The organism is Dyella dinghuensis, assembly GCF_003977615.1.
GTDB classification, from domain to species: Bacteria; Pseudomonadota; Gammaproteobacteria; order Xanthomonadales; family Rhodanobacteraceae; genus Dyella_B; species Dyella_B dinghuensis.
In genome coordinates, this window is sequence record NZ_RYZR01000006.1 from 170,258 (window position 1) to 193,493 (window position 23,236).

Consider the following 23,236-nt stretch of genomic DNA (forward strand, 5'->3'; position numbering starts at 1 on the left):
ACGCCACCTCAAAGACCGGCCTTCACGCTGAAGAGCAGATGCCCGTCATGCGCCCTGGTTTCCACGCCGTTTCGCAAGGGATAGGCGTATTCGATGTTGCCGTTGATGTCATGGAACACGGTGAATTGCGTACCGACGCCGGTGCTGAGCAACGTGAAGCGTCCGTGCTGGTCCGGTAGCGGATCGATCAACATCAGGCGCGCACCGTCGACGAAGACATGGAAACGCCAGTCGTCCGCGAACGAGCCGAGCCATGAGTGAATCGACGGCGTGCGTACTTCCGCCGATGCCACAGCACCGTTGTCGGCGGTGTCTTCCGCCGACAGATAACCGCGCACGCTGCTCGCGCCGCCGGCGGCGAATTGTTCGCTGGATACCAGCGGCGAATCCGTGGCCTGCGCACTCAGGCGCGTCGCCAAGGCGTAGCCCGCACCGAGGTTGCGCGTGTTGTTGAGATCCAGGTGCAGATACGCAAAGTTGTCGCGCGCGTTGTAGCGCTGGTTGTCGAACGCCGTATTGCTGCTGCCAAGACCACGCCAGCCGAAGTTGCCCGCCAGCGTAAAACTGGTCGTGGATTTATCGGTGATCGTTTGACCCGTATAAGAAGCGGTCAGCGGTACATAGCTGAGCGGTGCCTCGGTGGTTTGGCCGCCCAGTGTGATGTTCTGGTCGAAATGCTTGCGGGCGATGCCGATGGACACCGATTGCGAGTAATCGCCCAGCACAGGCAATTGATCGGTGGCCTGCAGACTCACCGAGTTGCCTTTGCCCAGCACCGTGGTGCCACCCAACGTGTTGGCGTTGCTGTTGGATTTGTACGCCGAACCGAGCAGGCTCCAGTTCGTACTTACCGGCGCGAGATAGGAAAGCGCATACACTTCGGTTGCACGCGGATCTTCCGGCGCCACGATGTACGAAGCGGAAATGGTCTGACCCATTTGCCACAGATTGTCGTAGCGCACATTGGTGATCAGGCGAAGGTCGGGCGTATCGGCGCTGTGATCGTTGTTGAGTTCGACGCTGCCGTGCCATGGATTGGTGTCGTCCACCTTCAGCGTCACGTCCATCGTCTGCGGCATCGCGCCGGGACTGAGCTGCGGAATCACCTGCCGGTCCGGTTGACGGTTGACGTCCGTCAACTGCTGCTGGACCTGCGTGAAATTCGGCACATTGCCTTCGGTCAGCGATGGCACTGCATCGCGAATCGCTTCCGGCGAATGGTATTTGGCGCCGACGACGCGCACACGACCGATGCTGTTTTCCACCACCTGCAGCAAGATGACGCCGTTCTTTACCTGCTGTGGCGGCACTTCGACCACCACGGACTGATAACCGCTGGATTGATACAGCTTCTGCAACGCATCGCGCGCCGCATGCACATCGTTCATGCTGCGGCCCGGACCCAGATACGGTTCCACACTGTCTTCGATCGTCGCCGGATCGAGCAGCGTATTGCCGCGCACGAGGTATTCGTTCACCTGGAAATTCACCGGTGCCTGAGCAGGAGCGGGAGCCGGTGCCGCTTGCGCATGCAACCATGCCGGCAGCATCAGCCACATGCCGATGGCGATCGGCAAACGGCGCCTGTGCGACAGGCGAGCACCCGGTCCATTTTCCCTGCTCATTCGCCGCTCCGCTGGCGTGCCGCCAAGCCGGCACGCCGTTCCCCTGGAGCGATTGAAACTAACGCCGGCTTCGTAACCGAATCACGACAGGCAGGTGTCTGCTTTACAACACGAACGCGGCCCGTATGCGCGCCTGCGTAAAGCCGTGTGAAACGGCACCGCTCCGCGCTGCGTTCTCCACGCCATCGATGTGATCCACTTCTCATTTGCATGATCACGCGACACATATCCCTTGATGAACGGCCTTTAGCCGTCCATTCGCTCAAGCCAACAGATCCCCGCACGCGAACGCCTGACGAGAACGCATGACGCAAAGGCTTTAATGAAGGCGTCCTTGCCATCCGCTACTCCTCGCAGGGATAGACCGCCGTCTATGTGCGCGACTGAACCATGTCACGAAAATTTAATTTGATGAGGCCTTCACGCGAGATATCGGCTCGCGTCGACATGGAAATGTCACATGCGTTGTTACATACCGATCCTCAGCTGAGGATCATGATGCCGCCAGGCAGATCGGTGACCTTCGCACCGTAAGCGTCATGGATCAGCGCCGCGATGTCGCCAAGCTGGTTGAGCGAAATGCGCGCCTGCACTTTGCGCGCCGCCAGCTGCTGATTCGTAAGAATGATGTCGCCAGGACGATAGCGGTTGATTTCCGCGATGACCTCGGCCAGCGGACGGCCATCGAAAATGAGGACGCGCCGGCGCCAAGCCATGGTCGCTTCGACATCCGCGGGAACGATCGCGCTGATGAGACCGTCGCCGTAATTGGCGCGCTGCGCCGTGTGCAGGACCGTGTCGCGTCCCTGATATTCCAGCGTGCTGGAACCGTCCAGCCCGGTGACCTGGATATTCGATCCGAAGCAACGAATATTGCAGCGCGTCTGCTCGCCCACTTCAATACGCCCGCCTCCGGCGAAGACGGTAAACGGCAGATGGTGCGGCGAGGTGTCCCGCACCTGGATTTCGCCGGCAAGCAGATCCAGGCCGGTAATCCGTCCATCGGTTTTGCGCAGATTGACGCTCGTCTGCGTGTTCATATGCAGGACGAGATCCGGGCCGAGTTCGACATCGCGCTGCTCGCCGGTCGCGGTGCGGTAGTCGGCCGCGATATCCGAGAGCGACGGCCACAAGCGCATAGGAGGACGCAACATCATGAATGCCGCAGAAGCTGCGACGGCGCCCCCAAGAAACGCGCGGCGGCTCATGCGCCTCGGCTGCATGCGCGGTACGTCGGTTGCCGGTGACGCAGCGGGCGCGACGCTTGCTTGCTCGCGCGCGGTGAATGCCGCGGCAGCAGGCCCCAGGTTCTCCCACATGCGCCGCGTTTCCGCGAACGCCTGCACATGCGCCGGGCTCTGCTCGCACCACAACTTGAACGCGCGCGCGTCGTAGGCGGTCGCCGATCCCGACGTAAAGCGCAGCAACCAATGCTGCGCTTCTTTGTGCAGCGCGGCATGGTGATGGGGCGTTGGATCGAGAGTCCGCATACCTCTAAGACTCCTTTCCTGCACCGGGACCGAACCGTTGTACAAATTTCCGATCGAGACGCTGCGCACAGTGCTCGAGCGCTTTCTTCAGTTCCTTGCCTACCATGCGTACCGAAATCTCGTAATGATCGGCGATCTCTTGCAGCGGGGTATCGTCGACCCTGGCCGCGATCAGAATGGCGCGCTGGCGCGCGGTCAATTCGCCCAGCGCGTCGGTCAACGCCTGAACTTCGAACCTGGCATGGAACACCCGCGCCGGATCGAGCGAATCGGCGCCGGTGTTCAACAGCTCTTCCACTTCGTTGCCGGTGAGGTAACGCGAGTCGGCCTGCCGCTGGTCGGCCGCCGCGTTGACAGCCATGCGAAACAGATAGCCCAGCGGATTGGTCGACACGCTATCGGTGTCGCTCATGCGCTCGATGCGCAGATAGGTTTCCTGCAAGGCGTCGTTGGCCAACTCTTCCGAACCCAGCCGATACTTCAATCGCCGGCGCAATTCCTGCCGTCGCTCCATGAACAAGCGCGCCAGCGACAAAGAGGTGGTATTCATTGCCGCCGGTTCTCAGTGATGGCGTTGCGCGAGCGCGCCGCAACGAGCAACGTCGGCCGGTTTACGCGGCAATAGCAGCAACGTCAGCGGTTGCGGCATGGCGGCCGGCGGCGGATCCAGCATCACCTGGTTCAACGCCTCGCTGACCGCTGCGGCGCGTGCATCGTCGTCGCTAAGCACATGCGTCTGTTCGATCCTGCCGGACGGCGCGATCCACACTTGCAATGCGAGACGGTAATTGCCTGGCGTGGTTTGGTCGAAGCGGCAAAGTGCCGATTCAATGGATCGTTGAATAGTGCCGGCATAGTTTTGCGTCACAACCTCTTGCTCCCCGACCGCCGAATCCTGGGGCGATTCACCCGAATCGGATTCACCCGATTCAACCCTCGTCGCCAGCTTTAACGTAAACGCCTGATCCGTCGAATAGCTCGCGACGAGACCCGTGCCCGCCAACAACCGTTGCAATGCGTCGACTTTGCCGAAATCCCCTTGCACACCTGGAGACTGGCGCTCCGCCGTGAGCGCATCATCGACGAGTACCGCCTGGCCGGTCACTTCACCGTATGCCCGCAACGCTGTCCTGAGCGATTGCGGCCCGATGTCGAACGTCAAAGTTCCATCCGGTTTGCGATGGGCGCCGGGGGCGTCCTGGGCAAATGCCGGCAGCGACATACCCCACAGTAGCGCTCCCAGGCAAACCATCACCGAGGCGAGTCGAACGATCCTCGTGCCTTTAGGAGCACTCCAGCTGTAGGGACGGCATGCCAAAGGGCCTCCGCAGAAAACCCCGAGGTTAGGTCAGCAATGTGACGGCGATGTAACTAACACCGAATTAGCATTACCCGATCGTGCCGCTATCGAGTTGTCCGGCGTCTGGTTTGGCTCGAAAGCGGACGAGCAGCCCCCGTTATTTCATAAACTTTTCGATTGTGTATTGCGCCGCTTCCTCGAAGGACCTTGCGATTCGATCGATATGCTCACCTGACTCCGGAAGTTCCACGGTTTCCAGGAGGTTGGGAAGCAGCACAGCGATGATGGTGGCATCCGCATATCGCGTTCGACGCCGCATGTCCCCTGCTACCGCATCACTGGATTCCCACTTGCCGGCGCCGGAAGCGTTGACGACATGTATCATCGAAATGGCATCGGGCGTCGCTTCCGGATGACTCTCCCCCTCAAACTCATCGACATCCTTCATCGTGACGTGACGTGCATCGATGCGAAGGTCGCGAAGAACGCGAACGAGTATTTCCGTCGCCACGTCGTCGTAATGACTGCCGCTGCCCATGCATAGCACGACCGATCCGGGGGCAACGGCAAGCGGCCCCTGCCAGCGTCCCGCGACATGCTCACGTTGCTGCCGAAGGTAATGCGCCAGGTCGTCATCGAGAACGGAAGTATGGCGGCGCCACCGCGGTTGCACCGGGGCTTCTCTTCCAAGCGACTCGATGACTTTGACAACTGTTGTTCTCGCCTTGAGCAGTTGTTCCGGACCTATCGTTTTCTGCGCAAGGTCCATCTGCGCAAGCTGCAGTGCCGGCAACAAGACAACATCGCAGTATTTGGCTAACGACCTTTGTCTTAGAAAAGTGCGAGCGGATGCAATGACTTCATCGGCGTCACCGGAAAGCGCGCGCTGATAAAACCGCTGCGGCAACGTCAAGGCCGGTGTGTCTCCAAGCAGAATCCCCAATAACGTGAACGCTCGAACATGCCGCCCCATCACCACCAGGCAAAGTGTCAGCGGAGTGGACAACACCAATCCCATGGGTCCCCAAAGCCAGCTCCAGAAGATGGCAGCCACGACAACGGCCAGAGGCGACAACCCGGTCGCATGACCGTACAACTGAGGCTCCAGTAGCTGACTCACCAACGCTTCAACGATGACGAACAGACCCAACGTCATGAACAGAAGCGACCAACCCGGCGTAACAGCCGCCGCAAGCAACGCAGCTAGAAGTGCAGCCAGCCACACGCCTACGTAAGGCACGAAGCGCAGCACCGCTGTAAGCGCACCCCAAAGCAGCGCATTGGGAAGTCCGATGGCGGCTAGTCCCAGCCATATCGCGAGGCCCACACCGAAATTCACCGAAAACTGCGAGACGAAAAAGCGGGAAAGGCGCTCGCCCGCATCATTGATGGCTGCAGTCGTTGCGCGCAAATCAGTGCCGCCTATGACGCGGATAAAACGATCGCGCAACGATTCATATTCGAGCAAAACAAACACGAGTACGACCAGCACAATGCCTGCTGTTTCCAGCGGGCTCCACAGCGAGGACAGCACGCCCCTTACTGCATTCCAGGGACTGGACAAAACCGAAACATCCATCGTACCCGTGTATGACGGTGCGACCGGCACACCCTGTGTCTGGCCCCCGCCGCTTTCGGCACTCAATCCATTCATGACGTTGCCGGCTTCGCCCCGCATCGCCTCCAGACGTGCCGTCGTCAGGTCATGCAGCATCTGGAGTTTGGCGTGAATAGTCTTCTCGTACTGGGGAAGACTTTCTGCCAGATGCACAATCTGGGAACCGATGACCGCCATAAGTCCCGTTGCAACCGTCGCCAGCAACAGCGCGGCTATCACGACAGCGTACGTATGACCCAACCTCATCTTCTGCAGCAGGCGCACGAAAGGCGCCATCAGCAATGCCAATATCAAAGCCAGGATGATGGGAACCAGCACGTCTTTGCCGAAATACAACAGTGCAAGCACAACCCCGGTAGCGATGACGATCAATGATCGTTGACTTGCAGATGCGGTCGGCTGCGTATCTGACGTGAAGGGCATGATGAAAATGTCGGCTGAGGTGGCTATTCCGCAAGAGCTTGTCGCGCAAGCGGCGTTTACATTAAACGGGTTCATCCCTGGATATGAATCAAGCGTACCCTGCTCCGTGGACGCCACCGATTGGATCAGAAAACATATCGGACTGCTTTTTCCGCAATGCCTGCTATGCGTCGAAAGCGGACATTAGGGAACGCTCAAAGCCTTGTGACTCGATGAGTCTACGAGCAAGCTTTCTTTGCGAGAGTTCGTCTACGGCGGCTACCAGCTCGCGGCATGCTCAATCGTCGCAGACATATCAGCCGCCGCGAGAGCGCCCCCCGTTCTTCTTGCGTCATCGATACACCGTACTTGCCCACGTGACGTATCAGCACGCCAATATGCGACTCCCACAACGATTGACGACGAGCGGCCTCTCGGCGTCCGTCATGCGCAAGCTTGGGGTGATCGCCACTTTCCAACAAAGTCGCTGCAAGCGACCAGGGTTGACGATACGCGAAGTGAAAACTTGTCGCCGAATTTCGAGCAAGTCCTGTGGCACTTGCTGTGGCGCTGGGCCAAAACGGTGCAGGAATGCTAGAAAACTCAGTCCTATCAAGGACTCTGACGAGTGTGGTGGCTATGGGTGGACTCGAACCACCGACCCCAGCATTATGAGTGCTGTGCTCTAACCGGCTGAGCTACATAGCCATTGGGGTGCGCCGTCCGAAAGGCTCGGATCGGGCAGGATTCAGGCGGGGCCCGGCAGTTTAATCACGTGGCCGTTACTGTTCAAGTGGTTGGCTTGCCCCCACTTTGTAGGCTGTGGTTGAATCGATCCCAGGTCGTAAGCGCTTACGCCAAGGTAGGCCGCGCTGAAGAGACCCGAGGAGGCTGGATGATTGACGTTGATGGCTACCGTCCGAATGTTGGCATCGTTCTGCTGAATGCAGACGGCCGGCTGTTCTGGGCGCGCCGCGTCCATCGCGACGGCTGGCAGTTCCCCCAGGGCGGCATGCGCAGCGACGAAACCCCGCTGGAGGCCATGTACCGGGAGCTGCAGGAAGAAACCGGGCTATGCGCCGAACATGTCGAGGTGCTGGCCAGCACTCGCGGCTGGCTGCGCTACAAGCTGCCAAGCCGCTATATCCGCCATCACCAGCACCCTACCTGCATCGGCCAGAAGCAGGTCTGGTTCCTGTTGAAGCTGGTGAGCGGCGAAGACGCCTTGTGCCTGAACGCGTGCGAGAAGCCGGAATTCGACCTCTGGCGCTGGGTGGATTTCTGGTATCCCGCCGCGCATGTCGTTAATTTCAAACGAGATGTTTATCACCGGGCACTGCGCCATTTCGCGCCGCTGGTGGAAAACATGCTGAGCATCGAGCTGGGCCCCCAGCCCCAGGGACGCGGCACCGGCCGCAACAAGCGCGCCGCCGCCTGAACGCCCGGTTCGGCTCAACCGAACACTTGTTGACAATCATTCGCATTCGCACTGACAATACGTGCCATGTACATCTGTCTTTGCAATGCCGTCACCGACCACGACATCCGCCGCGCTGCTGCCGACGGCGTGCGTAGCTTTGCCGAATTGCAGGCCCGCACGGGTTGCTCGGATTGCTGTGGTTGCTGCGAATCCGAAGCGCGCACGACATTGGATGATGCCGTCGCCAAGGTCACATTCGACCTACCCATCCTGGTCGCGGCCTGATTTTGCCGACACCGAACGCCACCCTTCGCGGTGGCGTTTTTGCGTGTGCGACGTATTCGTATTGCACCCACTCTCACGCAGAATCCGTATAGTTCAGACTTCGCCAACAGACGGAGAGCCACCATGAAGGGTGACGCGAAGGTCATCGAGTTCCTCAACAAGGTGCTCTACAACGAATTGACGGCGATCAACCAGTATTTCTTGCACTTCCGCATGTTCAAGAACTGGGGCTACGAAGAACTGGCCGAGCATGAGTACAAGGAATCGATCGAGGAAATGAAGCACGCCGATCGCCTGATCGAGCGCATTCTTTTCCTCGAAGGCCTGCCCAACTTGCAGCATCTGGGCAAACTGCGCATTGGCGAAAACGTGCTCGAGTGCATTCAGGGCGATCTCGATCTCGAATTGGCAGCCGCGAAAGATCTGCGCGCTGCGATCGGCTATAGCGAAACCGTCAGCGATTACGTCAGCCGCGATATGTTCCGCACCATCCTGCACGATGAAGAAGAACACATCGATTGGCTGGAGACGCAGCTGAGCCTCGTGAAAGACATCGGCGCAGAGCGTTATCTGCAGTCGAAAATGGAAAGTTAAAGTTAAGCGCTGCGGCATCGCAGCGCACCAACGCGAACGCCCCCACAAGTTACGGTCTCTTTCCTTGACGTTTTCGTCACGGGCGGGCTATATCCCTCCCTTTTCCCGGAAAGACCGTGCATGGCTTCCCGCCCACCGCCGCGCTACGTCGTACGCCCGCACGACGCTGCCAGTCAGCGTCGCAGGATGCTGTGGCTCGGTGCAGCGTGGTTGGGCAGCGTGTTGCTGGCGGCGCTGATCGTCGGCTTGCTTATCGGCGCATGGAAAGGCGTCGTGCCGCGGATTTCGGATCGGCGCGCGCTCGGCACGCTCACCGCGCAGAACGAAGATCTCAAGCAACAGGTCGCCAATCTGCAGCGCTCGCAGCAGGTAAACGACATCGCGACCAAGGCGCTGCGTCAAACCATCTCCGAGCGCGATGAAGAAATCAGCGGCCTGCGCGCGGATTTGAGTTTCTATTCCCGGCTCGTCGGCGGCGATGCGCAACGCGAAGGCCTGAAGGTGCAGGAAGTGTCCCTGCAGGCCGTGCCGCATTCGCAGGCGTGGAATCTCACCGTCAGTCTCACCCAGAACATCAAGCGCGACGACGATACCACCGGCACTACCTCCGTCACCGTCGAAGGCCTGCGCGATAACAAAGTAGTGCAGCTGGATTGGGCCACACTCGGCGATGCGGCCGAGAAAGACGGCATTCCATTCCGCTTCCGCTATTTCCAGCAACTCCACACCACGATTGCGCTGCCTGCCGACTTCCGGCCCACACGACTGCATGTCACAGTCCAGCCGGAAAATGGCGACCCCGTCAGCCGCGCCGTGGCATGGAACGACGCCCTATCCAGCCCAGTCACCACGAATCAGGGGGACACCACCGATGCTCAGCCGTAAACGCAATGACAACGCACCTTCCCGCAACGCCGAGACCAGCTTGATCTCCAGCGGCACGATCATCCGCGGCGATGTCCGCTTTACCGGCACGCTGCATCTCGACGGCCGCATCGAAGGCGCCGTGATCGGCGAAGGCAACAGCGCCGTGTTCACGCTGAGCGAGCAAGGCCAGGTGCAAGGCGAAGTGCGCGTGCCGCACGCGATGATCAACGGCCAGGTCAACGGCGACATCTACGTCAGCGAGCGCCTGGAACTGGCGACGCAGGCGCGCGTGATCGGCGATGTCCGCTACAACTCGCTGGAAATGGCCGCCGGTGCGCAGGTCAACGGCCGCATGGCGCATCAGGGCGAAGACCATATCCAGCGCGAGCTGCCCGCACCGGAAGTGCGCTCGGACGCCGTGACCGCCTGAATCCAGGCCGTTTGACGCCGTTCGCGGCATTCGGCCCCGGGCTGATGGGACCCGGGGCTTCAGGTATCATTGAGTCCGCCCCGCTGCGGCCTCATATGCGTTACATGGAAACCATCCTCGCCATCCCCGATTACCGCCAAGCCGGCGCCCCGCTGATCTTCACCGAGGCGGCCGCTCGCAAGGTTCATGAACTGATTCAGGAAGAAGGCAATCCTGAGTTGAAGCTGCGCGTGTACATCTCTGGCGGTGGCTGCTCGGGCTTCCAGTACGGGTTCACCTTTGACGACACCCGCGCGGAAGACGATTTTGCGCTGGATCGCGAAGGCGTCACGCTGCTGGTCGATCCGCTCTCGCTGCAATACCTCACGGGCGCAGAGATCGACTACACCGAAAGCCTGAGCGGTTCGCAATTCGTCATCCGCAATCCCAACGCCAAGACCACCTGCGGCTGCGGCTCCTCGTTCTCCACCTGAGCGGCCACAGACACGGATGGCTTCGACGAACCCCAACACTTTCGCCGGACTCAGCCTGTTACTCGATCGCGTTTCCGAACACCGCGATGACAGCGATTGGGTCGCCGCGAAGGCGCGTTCGCCAGATGCACGCTACATCCTGATCGATCTCGCCGGCGACGCGTTTATGCGGCGCGACGAAGAGCGCCTGCGCTGGTTGAACGCCGACGAGCGCGAACACCTGCTGCCGCGCGCGTCATGCAGCTTGCTCGGCATCGCCAACGACAAGCCGTACTTCATGCTGCTGCTCGACGACACGCATGACGTCGCCGCGCTGGAGTCGGCACTCGATGCGCGACGCATGGGATTGCGCGAAGCAGGCCTTCTACTCCCTGCCGACGACGCCAGTTTCTTCGCCTACGCCAAGGGTCTCGCCCACTGGCAACGCGAGACACGTTGTTGCGCCTACTGCGGCTCGCCCGTGCAATCCGTTTCGTCCGGTCATCGCATGCACTGCACGAATCCGGCGTGCGGCCGCCTGCACTTTCCGCGGACCGATGCCGCCATCATCGTGATCGTCGAATACGAAGGCGCTTGCCTCCTGGGACGCCAGGCGGTGTGGCCGCCGGGCCGTTACTCGACACTCGCCGGTTTCATCGAACCCGGCGAAGCGCTGGAAGATGCCGTACGCCGCGAAGTCGCCGAAGAATCCGGCGTGATCGTCGGCGATGTGCACTATCACTCCTCGCAACCGTGGCCGATGCCGGCGTCGTTGATGATCGGATTTACCGCGACGGCGATATCGCCCGACATCCATCTGCGCGACGGCGAACTCGAAGACGCACGCTGGTTTACGCCTCAGCAGATCGTCGACGGGCTGGCCGACGGCAGTCTGGCGACACCGCCCAAACTTTCCGTGTCATATCAGCTGCTCTCGCACTGGTTGCGGGAGCGCGCCGGCCTGGACCTCGACGCGCTGATCGCACGCTCGCGACGCCGGTAGCTCGCCGCCACAGCGTTAACGGGTTCCCGTCACTCGCATACAATGGCGCCATCCATCGGAGTCCGTTTACATGGCCATACGGTTGCTCGCTGCGCTCATCGCCCTCGGACTGCTGCACCTGCAGCCTCAGCTCGCGCACTGGCGCGGCGATGCAGGCTTCCGGCGTTGGGTGGATCAACTGGCCGATACCGCCGGGGGTGCCCGCATACTGATCATCGTGCTGGTACCGGTGGTCGTCTGCGCGCTAGTGATATGGCTGCTGCACACATTGCCGCTCGGCGCGCTGTTGCTGCTGATCTTCGCGCTGGCCGTGTTGCTGTTCTCCTTCGGACCGCATGCGTTCGAAGCGGACCTCGAAGCGATTTTCAAAGCACCCGATCAAAACAGCCGCGAAGCCGCCGCGCAGGCGCTATGCGATGACTGCGAACATATTCCGTGGCAAACCGCAGACCTCGGCGAAGCAACGGCGTATGCCGCGTTGCGCCGCCGCTTCGGTGTGCTGTTCTGGTTTTTCCTGCTTGGTCCGTCCGGCGCACTGCTCTATCGACTGGCACGACAACTCGGCCACGACAGCTCGCTGGCACTCGATCCCGGCGCACGCACGTTCGCGCGCTATCTCGCCAACGGTCTGGATTGGGCGCCCGCGCAATTGATGGTGTTTACGCTGGCACTGGTCGGCCACTGGGACGCAGTGATCGGCGCATGGAAACGGTGGCATCAACAAGCCGCGCCGAACAGCTGGTATCTCTCCGAACCGGGCTTCCTCGGCGCCGCTGCCCGCGCTGACGTTCTCACGGATGTGGAAGGCGGCGATGGCTATACCGAAGACCGCACCGATCCCCTGCACGAACTGCGCCGCCTGCGCGATGCACTGCTGCGCGCACTGCTGACATGGATGACGGTCGTGGCGTTGATCGTGATCGGCGGTTGGATATCCTGACGCCGCTTTCCGATCAGGCCATGTCTCCGCGCAACTCCTGAACTCGCTGCTCAAGCGACGCTGCCGTCACGTCGCTTGCGGCTTTGGGCACATCCACCACCAATTCCACATGTGCGCGGAAACGACGCGGCAAGCGCGTGCGCCTCATCATCGAATCGCGCCGGCTCCACACGCTACCCCATAGTCCGCGCAACGCCATCGGCACGACCGGCACAGGACGACGTTCGAGAATCTTCTCCACGCCCGGACGAAACGTCTGAATGCTGCCGTCCTTCGTCAAACCGCCTTCCGGGAAAATACACACCAACTCGCCATCGGCAAGCGCGGCATCCACCTCTTCAAAAGCCTTGTGCATAACGGCGGGATCTTCTTTCTTCCCCGCAATGGGAATCGCCTTCGCGGTCTTGAACACAAAGCGCAGCACCGGAATGTTGAAAATCTTGTAATACATCACGAAGCGCGCAGGGCGACGCAGATTCGCCATCAGGATCAGCGGATCCATAAAGCTCACGTGATTGCACACCAGCAACGCCGGCCCTTCTTCCGGCAAATTCTTCATGCCATCCACGCGAATGCGATACAGCGTATTCACCAGCACCCATGTGATGAACCGCATCAGGAATTCGGGCACCAGCGTGAAGATATAAACCGCGACGACGACGTTGAGCAGCGACGCCACGAGGAAAATCTTCGGCGCGTTGAAGCCAATGGAATTCAACGCCAACCCAAAGCACGATGCGATGACGATCAACAACGCATTGAGAATGTTGTTACCAGCAATGACACGCGACACACGATCACGCGGCGTGCGCGACTGCACGAAAGCAAACAGCGGCACGACGTAGAAGCCCGCAAACATGCCGATCAGGGTGAGGTCCAGCACAATTCGCCAGCTGCCTGCCCCATGCAGAAACGCCAACCAATCGAGCCCACGCGTCACCGCCGAGCCCGAACGCGCAAAAAACAGATCGATCCCGAATGCCGTCAACCCAAACGCGCCCAGCGGCACCAGCCCAATCTCGACACGCTTGCCCGACATCTTTTCGCACATCAGCGCGCCAACGCCCGTGCCGATGGAGAACAACGTCAGCACCAACGTATTGACCGTGCCATCACCACCAAGATTGTCGCGTGTGTACAGCGGCAGCTGCGCAACCAGAATCGTTCCAAAAAACCAGAACCACGAAATGCCCAACACGGCGTTGAACACCGCACGATCTTCGCGGGTAATCCGCAGCACGCGCGCCGTTTCAGTGAAAGGATTCCAGTTGAACTTCAAGTCCGGCGCAGTGGCAGGCGCAGGTGGGATGAAACGACTCGCACCGTAACCAATCACCGCCACGCCAATCGTCAACGCAGCAGAAAAATGCGGCCCCACGCCTGCGATCAGCATCAGCGTATTACCGACCACCATGCCGATAAGTATCGCCATCTGCGTACCCATTTCCACCAGACCGTTGCCGCCCACCAGTTCCGTGGTCTTCAACGCCTGCGGAAGAATCGCGTATTTGATCGGACCAAATACCGTCGAGTGCATCCCCATCATGAACAAGACCACCAGCAACAACGGCAAGTGGTGCCCGATGAATCCATACGCCGCCAGCGCCATGGCGGCGATCTCAAACAGCTTCACGTACCGAATGATGCGCGTCTTCTCGAACTTCTCCGCCAGCTGACCCGCCGTGGCAGAAAACAGAAAGAACGGCAGAATGAAAAGCGCCGGCGCGAGGTTGGTGTACAGACTGACTTCGTGATCGGACAGGCCCATCTGAAACGCCGCCAGCATCACCATCGCATTGCGAAACGCGCTGTCATTGAACGCACCCAGCGCCTGCGTCCAGAAGAACGGCGCAAAGCGGCGACTACCTAGCAGGGCGAACTGGCTCATGCGTTTCCTTGGCGGCGGGTTTTGAATAGCGTAGCGTGAAAACGGATTCTCCAGCTGCTCGTAGACCTCTCGCCCGTCATTGGTCAAGCGGACTCAACACCCCCAAACCACCGCGGTTCAACACGTGGGTATAGATCTGCGTCGTCGTCACATCCTTATGCCCCAGCAGTTCCTGGATCGTCCGGATATCGTGACCCGATTCAAGCAAGTGTGTTGCGAAGGAATGCCTCAGCGTATGACAAGTCGCCGGCTTAACAATGCCCGCCCGTAGACGCGCCGCGCGGACCGCCCTTTGGAGCGACGATTCGTCCACGTGGTGACGCCGCCACTCCGAACCACGCGGATCGCGCGAAAGTCCCGTTGCCGGAAACACGTATTGCCAACCCAACTCGCGCGATGCAGATGAATACTTGCGCGCCAGCGCATAGGGCAGCCAGACCGCGCCATGTCCTGCGGAGACATCTTGTTCATGGATGACACGTACGCGCTCAACTTGCTGCGAGAGTGCTCCGTTCAATCGTGTAGGCAACGGCACATGCCGATCCTTGCCACCCTTCCCATCTCGCACACATATTTCATGACGCGCAAAATCCACATCCTTTACACGTAACCGCACACATTCCATCAAGCGCAACCCGGAGCCATACAGTAGCGATGCCATCAATGCGCGAGTGCCCTCCATCAGCGTCAACAGACGCGTTACTTCGTCGCGCGAAAGCACCACCGGCACGCGTTGCGGCCGTTTGGCCCGCACCATGGTTTCCATCCACGGCAACTCGACACCAAGCACCTCTCGATATAGAAACAGAAGAGCCGACAACGCCTGATTTTGAGTTCCCGCTGCGACCTGCCCTTCAACCGCCAGCGAGCTAAGAAAGCGCTCCACCTCCATCGCACCCATATCACGTGGATGGCGCTTCTCGTTCGCAAAAATAAAGCGCCGAATCCAGGCAATGTAGGCCCGCTCAGTGCGCAAGCTGTAATGCTTAAGTCGCATCCTCGCCCTTACCTGATCCATCAAACGCGGCGCACCCGTCCCCGTTACACCCTCACCACCGCCCGCATAACTCATACACCCTCAAAAATGACGGATAACAAAGTTATCCTGGCGCAACAGCCAGCCGCGGAAACCGGTGCAATAGCTTGATTTTAGGTAAGAGTTGATCGCTTGTGAGCACCCGGTAATTGCCTGCATACTTCGTGCAACACCTCACTTTTGGGGTCGAATTAGAGTTAGGTCACCGGGGGCGTAAATGATAGTGCTCTGTTTTATGTCGTTAGCTCTGGGTGTTGCCGCATTCTTTCTCGGTAGGCGTTGGCGTCCTTGGGTTCGGTACACCGTGGCTTTCGTAGTCTTTCTGCTCCCTGTTGTCACTGTGACTACTATCGTGGGCTTGGTCGGCGATTACCCGCAACCGAATCCCACAACAGTCCAGAGCACAGCAAAGTGATTGCACCTGTGTTGCAAGTACCTAACTATTCATTCAAGCGGACGCGCTATCCGCGCGCCACTTAACTCAGGCGTTAGGAAGGAATATGAGCAACGATCAGGAAGACCCTTTGTGCCTCGTATTTGTTCCAGCCTTAGTCACATTGCTATATAAGGCTGAGCAAACCAAGGGCTCACCGCTCACCGAACAAGAAGTCGTGGCCATTCGAGACAATGCAAGTTGCATAGCACTACCTTATAGCGTGGCAGCTGAAGGTGAGAAGGCACGCGGCTATCCAGATATTGTTGCAGAGCGATGCTGGTTGGAATGGCAATCGGCGCGTAAACAACTGTTTGATCAAAGTTCCTAACAGTTCATCCAAGCGGACGCGCTATCCGCGCGCCGCTCAACTCAGGCGTTATGCACCTCAGATAGGCAATCCCATGACGAATGTTAGGGAACTACAGGCACCACTGAGAGCCCGCTACGAGACCGATCCATCCGCCGCCCTGGTGGTCGACCGCGCCAGCTCTGCGGGCCATGACTTACAAGATCCATTTCACGTCAGTGTCTCTGCACAAGGTGCAGCAAGTCCCATTTCGGTGGCGACACATCGAGGCCATGGCGGTCCGCATGACGCGGCGACTCCTGGTGACCTGTTATGCGCTGCGCTCTGTTCCTGTCACGAGTTGACCGTGCGAATGGTCGCGAACGCCATGGGCATCGAGATTGCCTCGCTGGACGTGCGGGTTGAGGGTGACGTCGATCTGAGGGGCTCGCTGGGAATGGGCTCTGCACCAGTTGGCTTTCAAGCGTTCCGTGTGCGCACGAAGATCAGCCTGCGCAAGGGTGGTCCGTCCGAAATCACTCGCCTGTTGCGTGCCGCTGAAGGCTATTGCGTCGTCGGCCAAACACTGCGCTCGGGCGTTCAGATCGAATACGCGCAAATCGAATAGCGATGCGTAACTACTCGCTCAAACATCAGGCAGCAAAGGAAGTTTCGATATGACTACTCCATTTTCCGGCGGGTGCGCATGTGGAGCGATTCGTTATGTGTGTTCACGCTCGCCCGTCGCGATGCTCAATTGCCACTGCCTGGATTGTCAGCGTTCCAGTGGAGCCCCGTTCGCGTCCGGCTTCATCGTCGCGGACTCAGGCATAGAGATCACTGGTGCGCCTAAAACGTACTCGGTTCATGCGGGCAGTGGCGCTGTCGCGACTCGCAGCTTCTGCCGTGAATGCGGCTCGCCATTGTTCACGCGCGGAGATGCCAATCCAGGATTCATGTCCGTTCGCTTTCCCACACTGGATAACGCTTCGGAGTTTCAGCCGTTGCTGGACATTTGGACGGCCAGTGCGCAGCCGTGGGTTTGCCTTAACCAAGCCATTCCACACTATCCTCAGCTACCCTAATTATTCACTTGCGGCTGCCACCTAATTAGTCGTTCGGGACAGACGGCTACGCCGCTACTTAACTCAGGCGTTAGGTCAAATATTCGACATGACCACTGCTGAAAAAATCGAAGTCATACTTATTCCATTGGCAGGGGCTGCCATTTGGCTGATGAGAGAATGGCTGCCCGCCGATATTGGCATTGGATCGCTTCTGCTTGCATCGTCCGTACTGTTGCTCCTTCAAGGGTTGTTCCGTGATCTTTGGCTCCTGTTTAAGCGAAAACAGGACACGCAGTCCGGGACACGACAAGAAGTCTTGTGTATGTGCGTGGAGTCCACCGTTGGAGTGATGGGTGTAACTGCGGGAATCATCATCTTTGGCAGTGCAATCAACCGGCCAGTGCAAATGAATCCCTGGATCTGGAGCCTCTTAGCAATTGCCGTCTTGACCGTTGGATTCGCCATTAAGGATTTCATTTTTGAATGGCGACCATTTCGCATACGTCGAGACAAGAATCACTTGAACATCGTTTTCAGCTGGAGGAACTGACCAGGTATTGGCCTAACTACGCGATTGAGCGGACGCTGCGGGTCGGCTGCGGTAAGCTCATGCGCACTGCAGCCGTCGCCGCCTAACTCAGTTGTTAGACCTCGCCACGCCACACCTTTCAGGAAAACTTATGTTTGACCATGTCGTATTTGGAACCAGCGACTATGCGGCGAGCAAAGCATTCTTCCTCAAGGCGCTCGAACCGATCGGCCTAGTCGTCGTCTCGGAGGGGCCGCTCGGTGTTGAGCTTAGTGCTGACGGCAAGTCTTCCTTGTGCATCCGCCGAGCTGCGGAAAAGCCTGCGCATCTACACTTGGCATTCGTGGCCGAGAATCGCCAGCAAGTTGACGCTTTCTATCGTGCGGCCCTGGAGGCAGGCGCCAAGGACAATGGTCCACCTGGTCTGCGTCCGAACTATAGCGGTAGATACTATGCAGCTTTCGTCATTGGTCCGGACGGGCATAACATCGAAATGGTTTGCCACGAATCCGAGACTTGACCATTCACTCCGGCGGACACGCTACGCGTGCCGCTTTACTCTGACGTTAGCCGACAGGTGTGCGTTCAATGGAAATCAGGCAACTCAGCCCTGCGGACGCTCGGGCTTATCAAAGCCTTCGGCTTCTTGCGCTTCAGGAAAGTCCGACTGCTTTTAGCGCGAGCCACGGTGACGAAGCCGGCCGATCCATCGAAGAGGTGTCTGCCCGATTAGTCCCGGCGAAAGATGGCTCTATCTGCATGTTTGGTGTTTTCGACCAGGCAGAACTTGCGGGATTCTTGGCGGTTGTTCACCCTCAGCGGGAGAAACTGCGGCATTGCATTGAACTTGCGGGCATGTATGTAGCCCCTCCCTATCGCCGCCGCGGATTTGGCGGCGCCTTGTTAAAGGCCGCCATCGATCACTGCCAATCCGTTAACGGCGTTCGCCAGATCAAGCTGGGTGTGAATGCCACAAACGTGGCTGCAAAAGCACTCTATGAATCGGTTGGCTTTGAAAGTTATGGTGTGGAGCCAGACGCGATGCATGTTGATGGCATATTTTATGGTGAGGAGCACTATATTTTGCGTATTTGCTCTGTCGCCTGATCATTTATTCGAACGGAAGCTGCGTCGCGGGCCGGTCTAATCTTGCCTGGGCGTTGCGAACATGGCACACCTCAACTTCACCGAGCTTCGGAGTGCACACATGAAAAGAGTCACAGGTATCGGAGGAATCTTTTTCAACGCGAAGGATCCCGTCGCATTGCGCGCCTGGTACAAGCAGCACCTTGGCATCGATGTGCAATCGTGGGGAGGCGCGGCATTTTCGTGGGCGGATGAATCGGGCAATCCAACAAACGGGACGACCGCGTGGTCCATCGGTGCCGCTGATAACGGGCACTTCGCACCAAGCAAGTCGACCTTCATGGTCAACTATCGTGTCGACAATTTGGATGCGTTGCTTCAGTCGCTTCGGGACGAAGGTTGTAACGTTCTGGAGAAGACAGACGATTCCGACTACGGGAAGTTCGGTTGGGTGATGGACCCAGAGGACAACAAGGTCGAACTTTGGCAGCCGCCTCCGGGAATGTGAGTTCGATGGCTGCCGTTGAAGGTCGCATGATCGAACTGCAGAAGCCCAACGATGCGGACAAATCGTAATGCCATTCTTGCTGGCAGCCGACGCCGTACTGGTATTCCACTTTGCCTTTATCTTGTTTTGCACCTGTGGCGCGGTGCTGGCGTTGAAGTGGCGTTGGATTTTGCTGCTTCAGATTCCCGCTGCGGCGTGGGGTTTCTACGTCGAGACGAGTGGAAGGCTTTGTCCGCTGACGGCGCTTGAAAACTATCTTCGCCATCGCGCGGGTCAGGCGGGTTATCCGGGTGATTTCATTCAGCACTATCTTCTGGCGACGATTTATCCGGAAGGGTTGACCCGAAATATTCAGTTTGTGCTGGCTGCCGGGGTGACTGTGGTGAATGTATCCGTCTATGCATGGTTGCTTGTGCGCCGCCGTATTTAATCGTGCAATTGAATCGGGATTTTTGATGTCATGTTGATTTCCGGGCGCTGCCACTGCGGCAATATTTCTTTTGTGTTGGATTGGAAACCGGAGCCCTCGGAGATTCCGGCGCGTGCTTGTACGTGCACGTTCTGCACGAGACATGGCGCCGTTTGGACGGCTTGCCCTATGGGCTCATTGAAAGTAGCGGTCAGAGATGTGTCGCACGTTTCCGGCTACGCCTTCGAAACGGAGACAGCGGAGTTTCGGATTTGCACGCGATGCGGTGTCGTGCCGTTGGTGACCAGCCTGATTGATGATCGGCTTTATGCGGTGGTGAACGTCAACACGTTTGAAAACGTTGAGGCTTCGATGCTTCGGCGGTCGTCTGTGACGCTTGATGGTGAAGCGTGTGATGACCGATTGGCCCGGCGGAAGCGCAATTGGATTGCGGATGTTGTTTTCGTTGAGGGTGGCGGCGCAATTCACGCTTAGGGCGCAGTTTGCGGTTGAGGCAACCTACGTTTTTGTTTGTCATTCCAGCAAGGGCTGGAACGTTCGCGCACCTGCTATACCGGAGACACTGGATCCCCGCCTTCGCTGGGATGACGGTTGGGTGGTATGGGGGGTTGCGTTAGCTTGAATGGCCTGCTGACTTTGCTGGAGCCACCGAGCAATAAGCGTAGGGTACGTCCGCGTTTTTACTATTTTCGACGCAGAGCACGATGCGCGATATCGCGTCGGCAGAATGCGCCGTCGAAGTGAACTTTCTTCACGGCGTCATAGGCGTTTTCGCGTGCCGCCGCGATGTCTTTGCCTAGCGCACATACCGTAAGTACGCGGCCGCCTGCCGTCATGGCGCGACCGTGGACGTCGAGCGCTGTGCCGGCGTGAAACACTTTCACGTCGCGCCCAAAATCCTGATCCAGGCCGTCGATCAGATCGCCCGTCTTCACCTTGGCCGGATAGCCGCTTGCTGCGATCACGACGCCGATGGACGGGCGCGCGTCCCACTGTGCATGCGTGTGATGTAGCTCGCCGTCTAGCGCGGCTTCGATCAGTTCCACCAGATCGGATTTCAGCCGCATCATGATCGGTTGGGTTTCCGGATCGCCGAAGCGCACGTTGAATTCGATGACCTTGGGCGCACCGTGTTTGTCGATCATCAAACCCGCGTAGAGGAAGCCGATAAAGGGCGCACCTTCCATCGCCATGCCGTGCAACGTGGGCTCGATCACTTCCTTGAGGATGCGCTTTTCGACTTCCGGCGTGACCACCGGCGCGGGTGAGTACGCACCCATGCCCCCGGTGTTGGGCCCGAGGTCGTTTTCGTCGCGGCGTTTGTGATCCTGGCTGCTCGCCATCGGCAATGCGTGATTGCCATCGCTCATGACGATATAGCTGGCTTCTTCGCCATCGAGAAATTCTTCGATGACGACGCGCGAGGACGCATCGCCGAAGGCGTGCCCGCCGAGCATGTCGTGCAGGGCAAGCTCGGCGTCGGGCAAGGTCAGCGCTACCACTACACCTTTGCCTGCGGCCAGGCCATCGGCCTTGATGACGATGGGTGCGCCGTGTTCGCGCACATAGGCCAACGCTTTGCTCAGCTCGGTGAATACGGCGTAGCGCGCGGTCGGAATGTTGTGGCGAAGCAGGAAATCCTTGGCGAAGGCCTTGGAGCCTTCCAGCTGCGCGGCAATGGCGCGCGGCCCGAAGATGCGCAGGCCGGCGGCGCGGAATTTGTCGACGACGCCCGCCACCAGCGGCACTTCCGGGCCCACGACGGTGAGATCGACTTTCTCGGCCTTGGCCAGTTTCAGCAGTCCCTCGACATCACCGGCTGCGACATCGACATTGCGCAAGCCGCGTTCGTGCGCGGTACCGGCGTTGCCGGGCGCGACGATCACTTCGCTGACGCGCGGCGATTGCTTGAGCTTCCACGCCAGCGCGTGCTCGCGACCGCCGTTGCCGATAACCATGACTTTCATGCAAGGGACTCCGTGACTGCCTGCGCGGGGGCGCCAGCTCGCCATTGTAACGGGTGCGGGGGCGGCGTTCGGCGCCGCGGCCTGCCAAAACGCTTAAACGGCCGTATGGCGGGCGAGCAGATCGAGCAAGGCGGCGCGCGGCAGCTTGCCGGTTTCATTGCGTGGGAGCGTGTCGACCCGGCGCAAGGGGCGCGGCAGGAACACCGGATCGATCGATGCGCGCAGCGCGTCCAGAATCGCGTGTTCGCTCAGCGCTGGCGCGACGACGAGCGCCGCGATACGGCGGATACCGATGGCGTCGGCCTCGTCCAGCTGGAACACCACCCCATCGTTCACACCGGGAATGGCGAGCAGGCGGCGGGTGAGGTCGCCGAGCGACGCGCGCTTACCGGCAATCTCCAGCAGATCGGCGTGGCGGCCGCGCAACTCGAAGCGGCGGCCATCGTCGTGCAAGGTCACGATGTCGGCGAGCGTGACCGGTGCATCCAGCTGCGGCGCTTCGATCTGGGTGCCATCGGGCTGCGGATGCAGATGCACGCCGTGGTAGAGCGACCACTGGCTGTCGATGGTGACGCGTCGCGTTGCGAAGGCACAGGTTTCGGTGGAACCGAAGACCTCCAGCAGGGGCGCGTCGAAGCACTTTTCGGCCTGCGCCGCCAGCTCTGCCGGCATCGGCGCGGTGGCCGACAACATCGCGGCGAGTTTCGGCAGGTGAACACGCGATTCCACCAACGCGCGCAGATGTACGGGCGTGGTGACGAGCACGCGCGGCTCGGGCATCTGTTCGAGCGCGCTGGCGATGTCGGAGGGGAAGAATGGCCGTCCCGAATGAACCTGGACGTCGCCAAGCAGCGGCAACAACACCGACATTTCGATGCCGTAGATATGTTGCGGCGGCACGGTCGCCACGACAGCAAAGCGTTCACCGACCACCTGCTGCAGCATGCGCAGATTGCCTGCGGTGCTGGCGTTGAAACTGTGCCAGCTCTTGGTGTTGGGACGTGGTGTACCGGTGGAGCCGGATGTGTAACCGATTGCCACCGTTTGCATCGCCGGAATGGACGGCCACTCGGTCTGCGTTGCGGCCGTCGCATCGACCGTCAACGGCGGTAATACGAGATAGCGATGCGGAGCCGGATCCATCGAACGATCACCGACAGCGTGGCAACCCGGATGCGCCGCCATCACTTCGTCCACCGCATGCGGCGCACGCGACGGTGGCAGCAGATTGGCTTGCCCACGTAATGCGATGGCGCAAAACGCCACCATGAACGCGTAGCGGTCTTCGCACAAATTCACCGCAGCGCTGGCATCCGGAAGTTGTGCAGCAATGTGTTGCACGTGCGCCAGAAACTGCGCTGCCGTGATGGCATCGCCATCGTGCATGGCTACGACACGCTGCGGATCGTCCACCTTCAACAGAGGCAGCAATCGCTCCGCTTCATCGCGTTGAAAGGTGTCGTAGACAATCGCCACGCCGTGCTCCTGATCACTTTACCGATACGACGCATCCCAAGCCGGCCGGTATGGCCGACGGTTTCCATTGGCTGGGATGGCGTCCTGCTCGCCCCCTATCC

At 59.4% G+C, this 23,236-nt stretch carries 26 protein-coding genes and 1 tRNA gene; 17 read left to right on the forward strand and 10 right to left on the reverse strand.

The features are described 5' to 3' along the window. Positions 1–8: 8 nt before the first annotated feature. From EKH79_RS11785 to EKH79_RS11810, 6 genes are all read right to left on the reverse strand, one after another. A complete protein-coding gene (locus tag EKH79_RS11785; protein WP_126674025.1) occupies positions 9–1,625 on the reverse strand; it encodes a ShlB/FhaC/HecB family hemolysin secretion/activation protein in 1,617 nt (538 codons plus the stop codon). 482 nt (positions 1,626–2,107) lie between these two features. Continuing rightward, positions 2,108–3,115 carry a FecR family protein gene (locus tag EKH79_RS11790; RefSeq protein ID WP_126674026.1) on the reverse strand — a complete coding sequence of 336 codons (1,008 nt, stop codon included), beginning with the start codon at positions 3,113–3,115 and terminating at the stop codon, positions 2,108–2,110. Positions 3,116–3,119: 4 nt separating this feature from the next. Continuing rightward, on the reverse strand, positions 3,120–3,665 hold the full coding sequence (locus tag EKH79_RS11795; RefSeq protein WP_126674027.1) for an RNA polymerase sigma factor: 546 nt from the start codon (positions 3,663–3,665) through the stop codon (positions 3,120–3,122). A gap of 12 nt (positions 3,666–3,677) precedes the next feature. Then, a complete protein-coding gene (locus EKH79_RS11800) occupies positions 3,678–4,337 on the reverse strand; it encodes an STN domain-containing protein (RefSeq protein ID WP_148109002.1) in 660 nt (219 codons plus the stop codon). Positions 4,338–4,572: 235 nt separating this feature from the next. Continuing rightward, positions 4,573–6,456 carry an AI-2E family transporter gene (locus EKH79_RS11805; protein ID WP_126674029.1) on the reverse strand — a complete coding sequence of 628 codons (1,884 nt, stop codon included), beginning with the start codon at positions 6,454–6,456 and terminating at the stop codon, positions 4,573–4,575. Between the two features lie 610 nt (positions 6,457–7,066). Beyond that, positions 7,067–7,143: transfer RNA gene (locus EKH79_RS11810), tRNA-Met, on the reverse strand. Between the two features lie 187 nt (positions 7,144–7,330). Between EKH79_RS11810 and EKH79_RS11815 the strand changes: the two genes are divergently transcribed. From EKH79_RS11815 to EKH79_RS11850, 8 genes are all read left to right on the forward strand, one after another. Further along, entirely contained in the window at positions 7,331–7,873 is a 543-nt protein-coding gene (locus EKH79_RS11815) for an RNA pyrophosphohydrolase (protein WP_126674030.1), read from the forward strand. Between the two features lie 66 nt (positions 7,874–7,939). After that, a complete protein-coding gene (locus EKH79_RS11820) occupies positions 7,940–8,140 on the forward strand; it encodes a (2Fe-2S)-binding protein (RefSeq protein WP_199754268.1) in 201 nt (66 codons plus the stop codon). Between the two features lie 123 nt (positions 8,141–8,263). Continuing rightward, on the forward strand, positions 8,264–8,734 hold the full coding sequence (bfr, locus tag EKH79_RS11825) for a bacterioferritin (protein ID WP_126674032.1): 471 nt from the start codon (positions 8,264–8,266) through the stop codon (positions 8,732–8,734). A 120-nt stretch (positions 8,735–8,854) separates the two neighbouring features. Beyond that, complete coding sequence (locus EKH79_RS11830) at positions 8,855–9,619, forward strand: DUF6776 family protein (protein WP_126674033.1); 765 nt, start codon at positions 8,855–8,857, stop codon at positions 9,617–9,619. Then, the gene (locus EKH79_RS11835; protein ID WP_126674034.1) at positions 9,606–10,031 is read left to right on the forward strand and encodes a bactofilin family protein; all 426 of its coding nucleotides are present in this window, start codon (positions 9,606–9,608) and stop codon (positions 10,029–10,031) included. The genes EKH79_RS11830 and EKH79_RS11835 overlap by 14 nt, the downstream gene beginning before the upstream one ends. Before the next feature lie 104 nt (positions 10,032–10,135). After that, entirely contained in the window at positions 10,136–10,504 is a 369-nt protein-coding gene (erpA, locus tag EKH79_RS11840; RefSeq protein ID WP_126674035.1) for an iron-sulfur cluster insertion protein ErpA, read from the forward strand. Positions 10,505–10,520: 16 nt separating this feature from the next. Then, positions 10,521–11,486: an NAD(+) diphosphatase gene (gene nudC, locus EKH79_RS11845; protein WP_126674036.1), complete on the forward strand. Its 966-nt coding sequence runs from the start codon at positions 10,521–10,523 to the stop codon at positions 11,484–11,486. Positions 11,487–11,556: 70 nt separating this feature from the next. Further along, on the forward strand, positions 11,557–12,426 hold the full coding sequence (locus tag EKH79_RS11850; protein ID WP_126674037.1) for a regulatory signaling modulator protein AmpE: 870 nt from the start codon (positions 11,557–11,559) through the stop codon (positions 12,424–12,426). Positions 12,427–12,439: 13 nt separating this feature from the next. On the opposite strand, the gene EKH79_RS11855 is transcribed toward EKH79_RS11850, so the two are convergent. Then, positions 12,440–14,314 carry an MFS transporter gene (locus EKH79_RS11855; RefSeq protein ID WP_126674038.1) on the reverse strand — a complete coding sequence of 625 codons (1,875 nt, stop codon included), beginning with the start codon at positions 14,312–14,314 and terminating at the stop codon, positions 12,440–12,442. Positions 14,315–14,390: 76 nt separating this feature from the next. Then, complete coding sequence (locus EKH79_RS11860; RefSeq protein WP_126674039.1) at positions 14,391–15,386, reverse strand: integron integrase; 996 nt, start codon at positions 15,384–15,386, stop codon at positions 14,391–14,393. 464 nt (positions 15,387–15,850) lie between these two features. Between EKH79_RS11860 and EKH79_RS11865 the strand changes: the two genes are divergently transcribed. From EKH79_RS11865 to EKH79_RS11905, 9 genes are all read left to right on the forward strand, one after another. Continuing rightward, on the forward strand, positions 15,851–16,114 hold the full coding sequence (locus EKH79_RS11865; protein WP_126674040.1) for a hypothetical protein: 264 nt from the start codon (positions 15,851–15,853) through the stop codon (positions 16,112–16,114). A 73-nt stretch (positions 16,115–16,187) separates the two neighbouring features. Further along, positions 16,188–16,700, forward strand: a complete 513-nt coding sequence (locus tag EKH79_RS11870) for an OsmC family protein (RefSeq protein WP_126674041.1) — start codon at positions 16,188–16,190, stop codon at positions 16,698–16,700. Between the two features lie 49 nt (positions 16,701–16,749). After that, entirely contained in the window at positions 16,750–17,157 is a 408-nt protein-coding gene (locus EKH79_RS11875) for a GFA family protein (RefSeq protein ID WP_126674042.1), read from the forward strand. 88 nt (positions 17,158–17,245) lie between these two features. After that, on the forward strand, positions 17,246–17,689 hold the full coding sequence (locus EKH79_RS11880) for a hypothetical protein (RefSeq protein ID WP_126674043.1): 444 nt from the start codon (positions 17,246–17,248) through the stop codon (positions 17,687–17,689). A 130-nt stretch (positions 17,690–17,819) separates the two neighbouring features. Further along, on the forward strand, positions 17,820–18,188 hold the full coding sequence (locus EKH79_RS11885) for a VOC family protein (protein ID WP_126674044.1): 369 nt from the start codon (positions 17,820–17,822) through the stop codon (positions 18,186–18,188). A 68-nt stretch (positions 18,189–18,256) separates the two neighbouring features. Further along, positions 18,257–18,775 (forward strand): GNAT family N-acetyltransferase, encoded by a 519-nt coding sequence (locus EKH79_RS11890; protein ID WP_126674045.1) that lies wholly within the window; start codon positions 18,257–18,259, stop codon positions 18,773–18,775. Between the two features lie 61 nt (positions 18,776–18,836). Further along, positions 18,837–19,262: a VOC family protein gene (locus tag EKH79_RS11895; RefSeq protein ID WP_325050606.1), complete on the forward strand. Its 426-nt coding sequence runs from the start codon at positions 18,837–18,839 to the stop codon at positions 19,260–19,262. A gap of 67 nt (positions 19,263–19,329) precedes the next feature. Further along, positions 19,330–19,692 (forward strand): DUF2784 domain-containing protein, encoded by a 363-nt coding sequence (locus EKH79_RS11900; RefSeq protein WP_126674046.1) that lies wholly within the window; start codon positions 19,330–19,332, stop codon positions 19,690–19,692. Between the two features lie 30 nt (positions 19,693–19,722). Further along, positions 19,723–20,166, forward strand: a complete 444-nt coding sequence (locus EKH79_RS11905; protein ID WP_126674047.1) for a GFA family protein — start codon at positions 19,723–19,725, stop codon at positions 20,164–20,166. A gap of 209 nt (positions 20,167–20,375) precedes the next feature. On the opposite strand, the gene purD is transcribed toward EKH79_RS11905, so the two are convergent. Both purD and EKH79_RS11915 read right to left on the reverse strand, forming a co-directional pair. Continuing rightward, entirely contained in the window at positions 20,376–21,659 is a 1,284-nt protein-coding gene (gene purD / locus EKH79_RS11910; protein WP_126674048.1) for a phosphoribosylamine--glycine ligase, read from the reverse strand. A gap of 93 nt (positions 21,660–21,752) precedes the next feature. Beyond that, a complete protein-coding gene (locus EKH79_RS11915) occupies positions 21,753–23,135 on the reverse strand; it encodes an AMP-binding protein (protein WP_126674049.1) in 1,383 nt (460 codons plus the stop codon). Between the last annotated feature and the right edge of the window lie 101 nt (positions 23,136–23,236).

Bases quoted from the DNA above. Each gene is read 5' to 3' on its own strand.
- EKH79_RS11785 (WP_126674025.1), bottom strand. From the start codon at position 1,625: ATGAGCAGGGAAAATGGACCGGGTGCTCGCCTGTCGCACAGGCGCCGT.
- EKH79_RS11790 (WP_126674026.1), bottom strand. From the start codon at position 3,115: ATGCGGACTCTCGATCCAACGCCCCATCACCATGCCGCGCTGCACAAA.
- EKH79_RS11795 (WP_126674027.1), bottom strand. From the start codon at position 3,665: ATGAATACCACCTCTTTGTCGCTGGCGCGCTTGTTCATGGAGCGACGG.
- EKH79_RS11800 (WP_148109002.1), bottom strand. From the start codon at position 4,337: ATGTCGCTGCCGGCATTTGCCCAGGACGCCCCCGGCGCCCATCGCAAA.
- EKH79_RS11805 (WP_126674029.1), bottom strand. From the start codon at position 6,456: ATGCCCTTCACGTCAGATACGCAGCCGACCGCATCTGCAAGTCAACGA.
- EKH79_RS11815 (WP_126674030.1), top strand. From the start codon at position 7,331: ATGATTGACGTTGATGGCTACCGTCCGAATGTTGGCATCGTTCTGCTG.
- EKH79_RS11820 (WP_199754268.1), top strand. From the start codon at position 7,940: ATGTACATCTGTCTTTGCAATGCCGTCACCGACCACGACATCCGCCGC.
- bfr (WP_126674032.1), top strand. From the start codon at position 8,264: ATGAAGGGTGACGCGAAGGTCATCGAGTTCCTCAACAAGGTGCTCTAC.
- EKH79_RS11830 (WP_126674033.1), top strand. From the start codon at position 8,855: ATGGCTTCCCGCCCACCGCCGCGCTACGTCGTACGCCCGCACGACGCT.
- EKH79_RS11835 (WP_126674034.1), top strand. From the start codon at position 9,606: ATGCTCAGCCGTAAACGCAATGACAACGCACCTTCCCGCAACGCCGAG.
- erpA (WP_126674035.1), top strand. From the start codon at position 10,136: ATGGAAACCATCCTCGCCATCCCCGATTACCGCCAAGCCGGCGCCCCG.
- nudC (WP_126674036.1), top strand. From the start codon at position 10,521: ATGGCTTCGACGAACCCCAACACTTTCGCCGGACTCAGCCTGTTACTC.
- EKH79_RS11850 (WP_126674037.1), top strand. From the start codon at position 11,557: ATGGCCATACGGTTGCTCGCTGCGCTCATCGCCCTCGGACTGCTGCAC.
- EKH79_RS11855 (WP_126674038.1), bottom strand. From the start codon at position 14,314: ATGAGCCAGTTCGCCCTGCTAGGTAGTCGCCGCTTTGCGCCGTTCTTC.
- EKH79_RS11860 (WP_126674039.1), bottom strand. From the start codon at position 15,386: ATGAGTTATGCGGGCGGTGGTGAGGGTGTAACGGGGACGGGTGCGCCG.
- EKH79_RS11865 (WP_126674040.1), top strand. From the start codon at position 15,851: ATGAGCAACGATCAGGAAGACCCTTTGTGCCTCGTATTTGTTCCAGCC.
- EKH79_RS11870 (WP_126674041.1), top strand. From the start codon at position 16,188: ATGACGAATGTTAGGGAACTACAGGCACCACTGAGAGCCCGCTACGAG.
- EKH79_RS11875 (WP_126674042.1), top strand. From the start codon at position 16,750: ATGACTACTCCATTTTCCGGCGGGTGCGCATGTGGAGCGATTCGTTAT.
- EKH79_RS11880 (WP_126674043.1), top strand. From the start codon at position 17,246: ATGACCACTGCTGAAAAAATCGAAGTCATACTTATTCCATTGGCAGGG.
- EKH79_RS11885 (WP_126674044.1), top strand. From the start codon at position 17,820: ATGTTTGACCATGTCGTATTTGGAACCAGCGACTATGCGGCGAGCAAA.
- EKH79_RS11890 (WP_126674045.1), top strand. From the start codon at position 18,257: ATGGAAATCAGGCAACTCAGCCCTGCGGACGCTCGGGCTTATCAAAGC.
- EKH79_RS11895 (WP_325050606.1), top strand. From the start codon at position 18,837: ATGGCACACCTCAACTTCACCGAGCTTCGGAGTGCACACATGAAAAGA.
- EKH79_RS11900 (WP_126674046.1), top strand. From the start codon at position 19,330: ATGCCATTCTTGCTGGCAGCCGACGCCGTACTGGTATTCCACTTTGCC.
- EKH79_RS11905 (WP_126674047.1), top strand. From the start codon at position 19,723: ATGTTGATTTCCGGGCGCTGCCACTGCGGCAATATTTCTTTTGTGTTG.
- purD (WP_126674048.1), bottom strand. From the start codon at position 21,659: ATGAAAGTCATGGTTATCGGCAACGGCGGTCGCGAGCACGCGCTGGCG.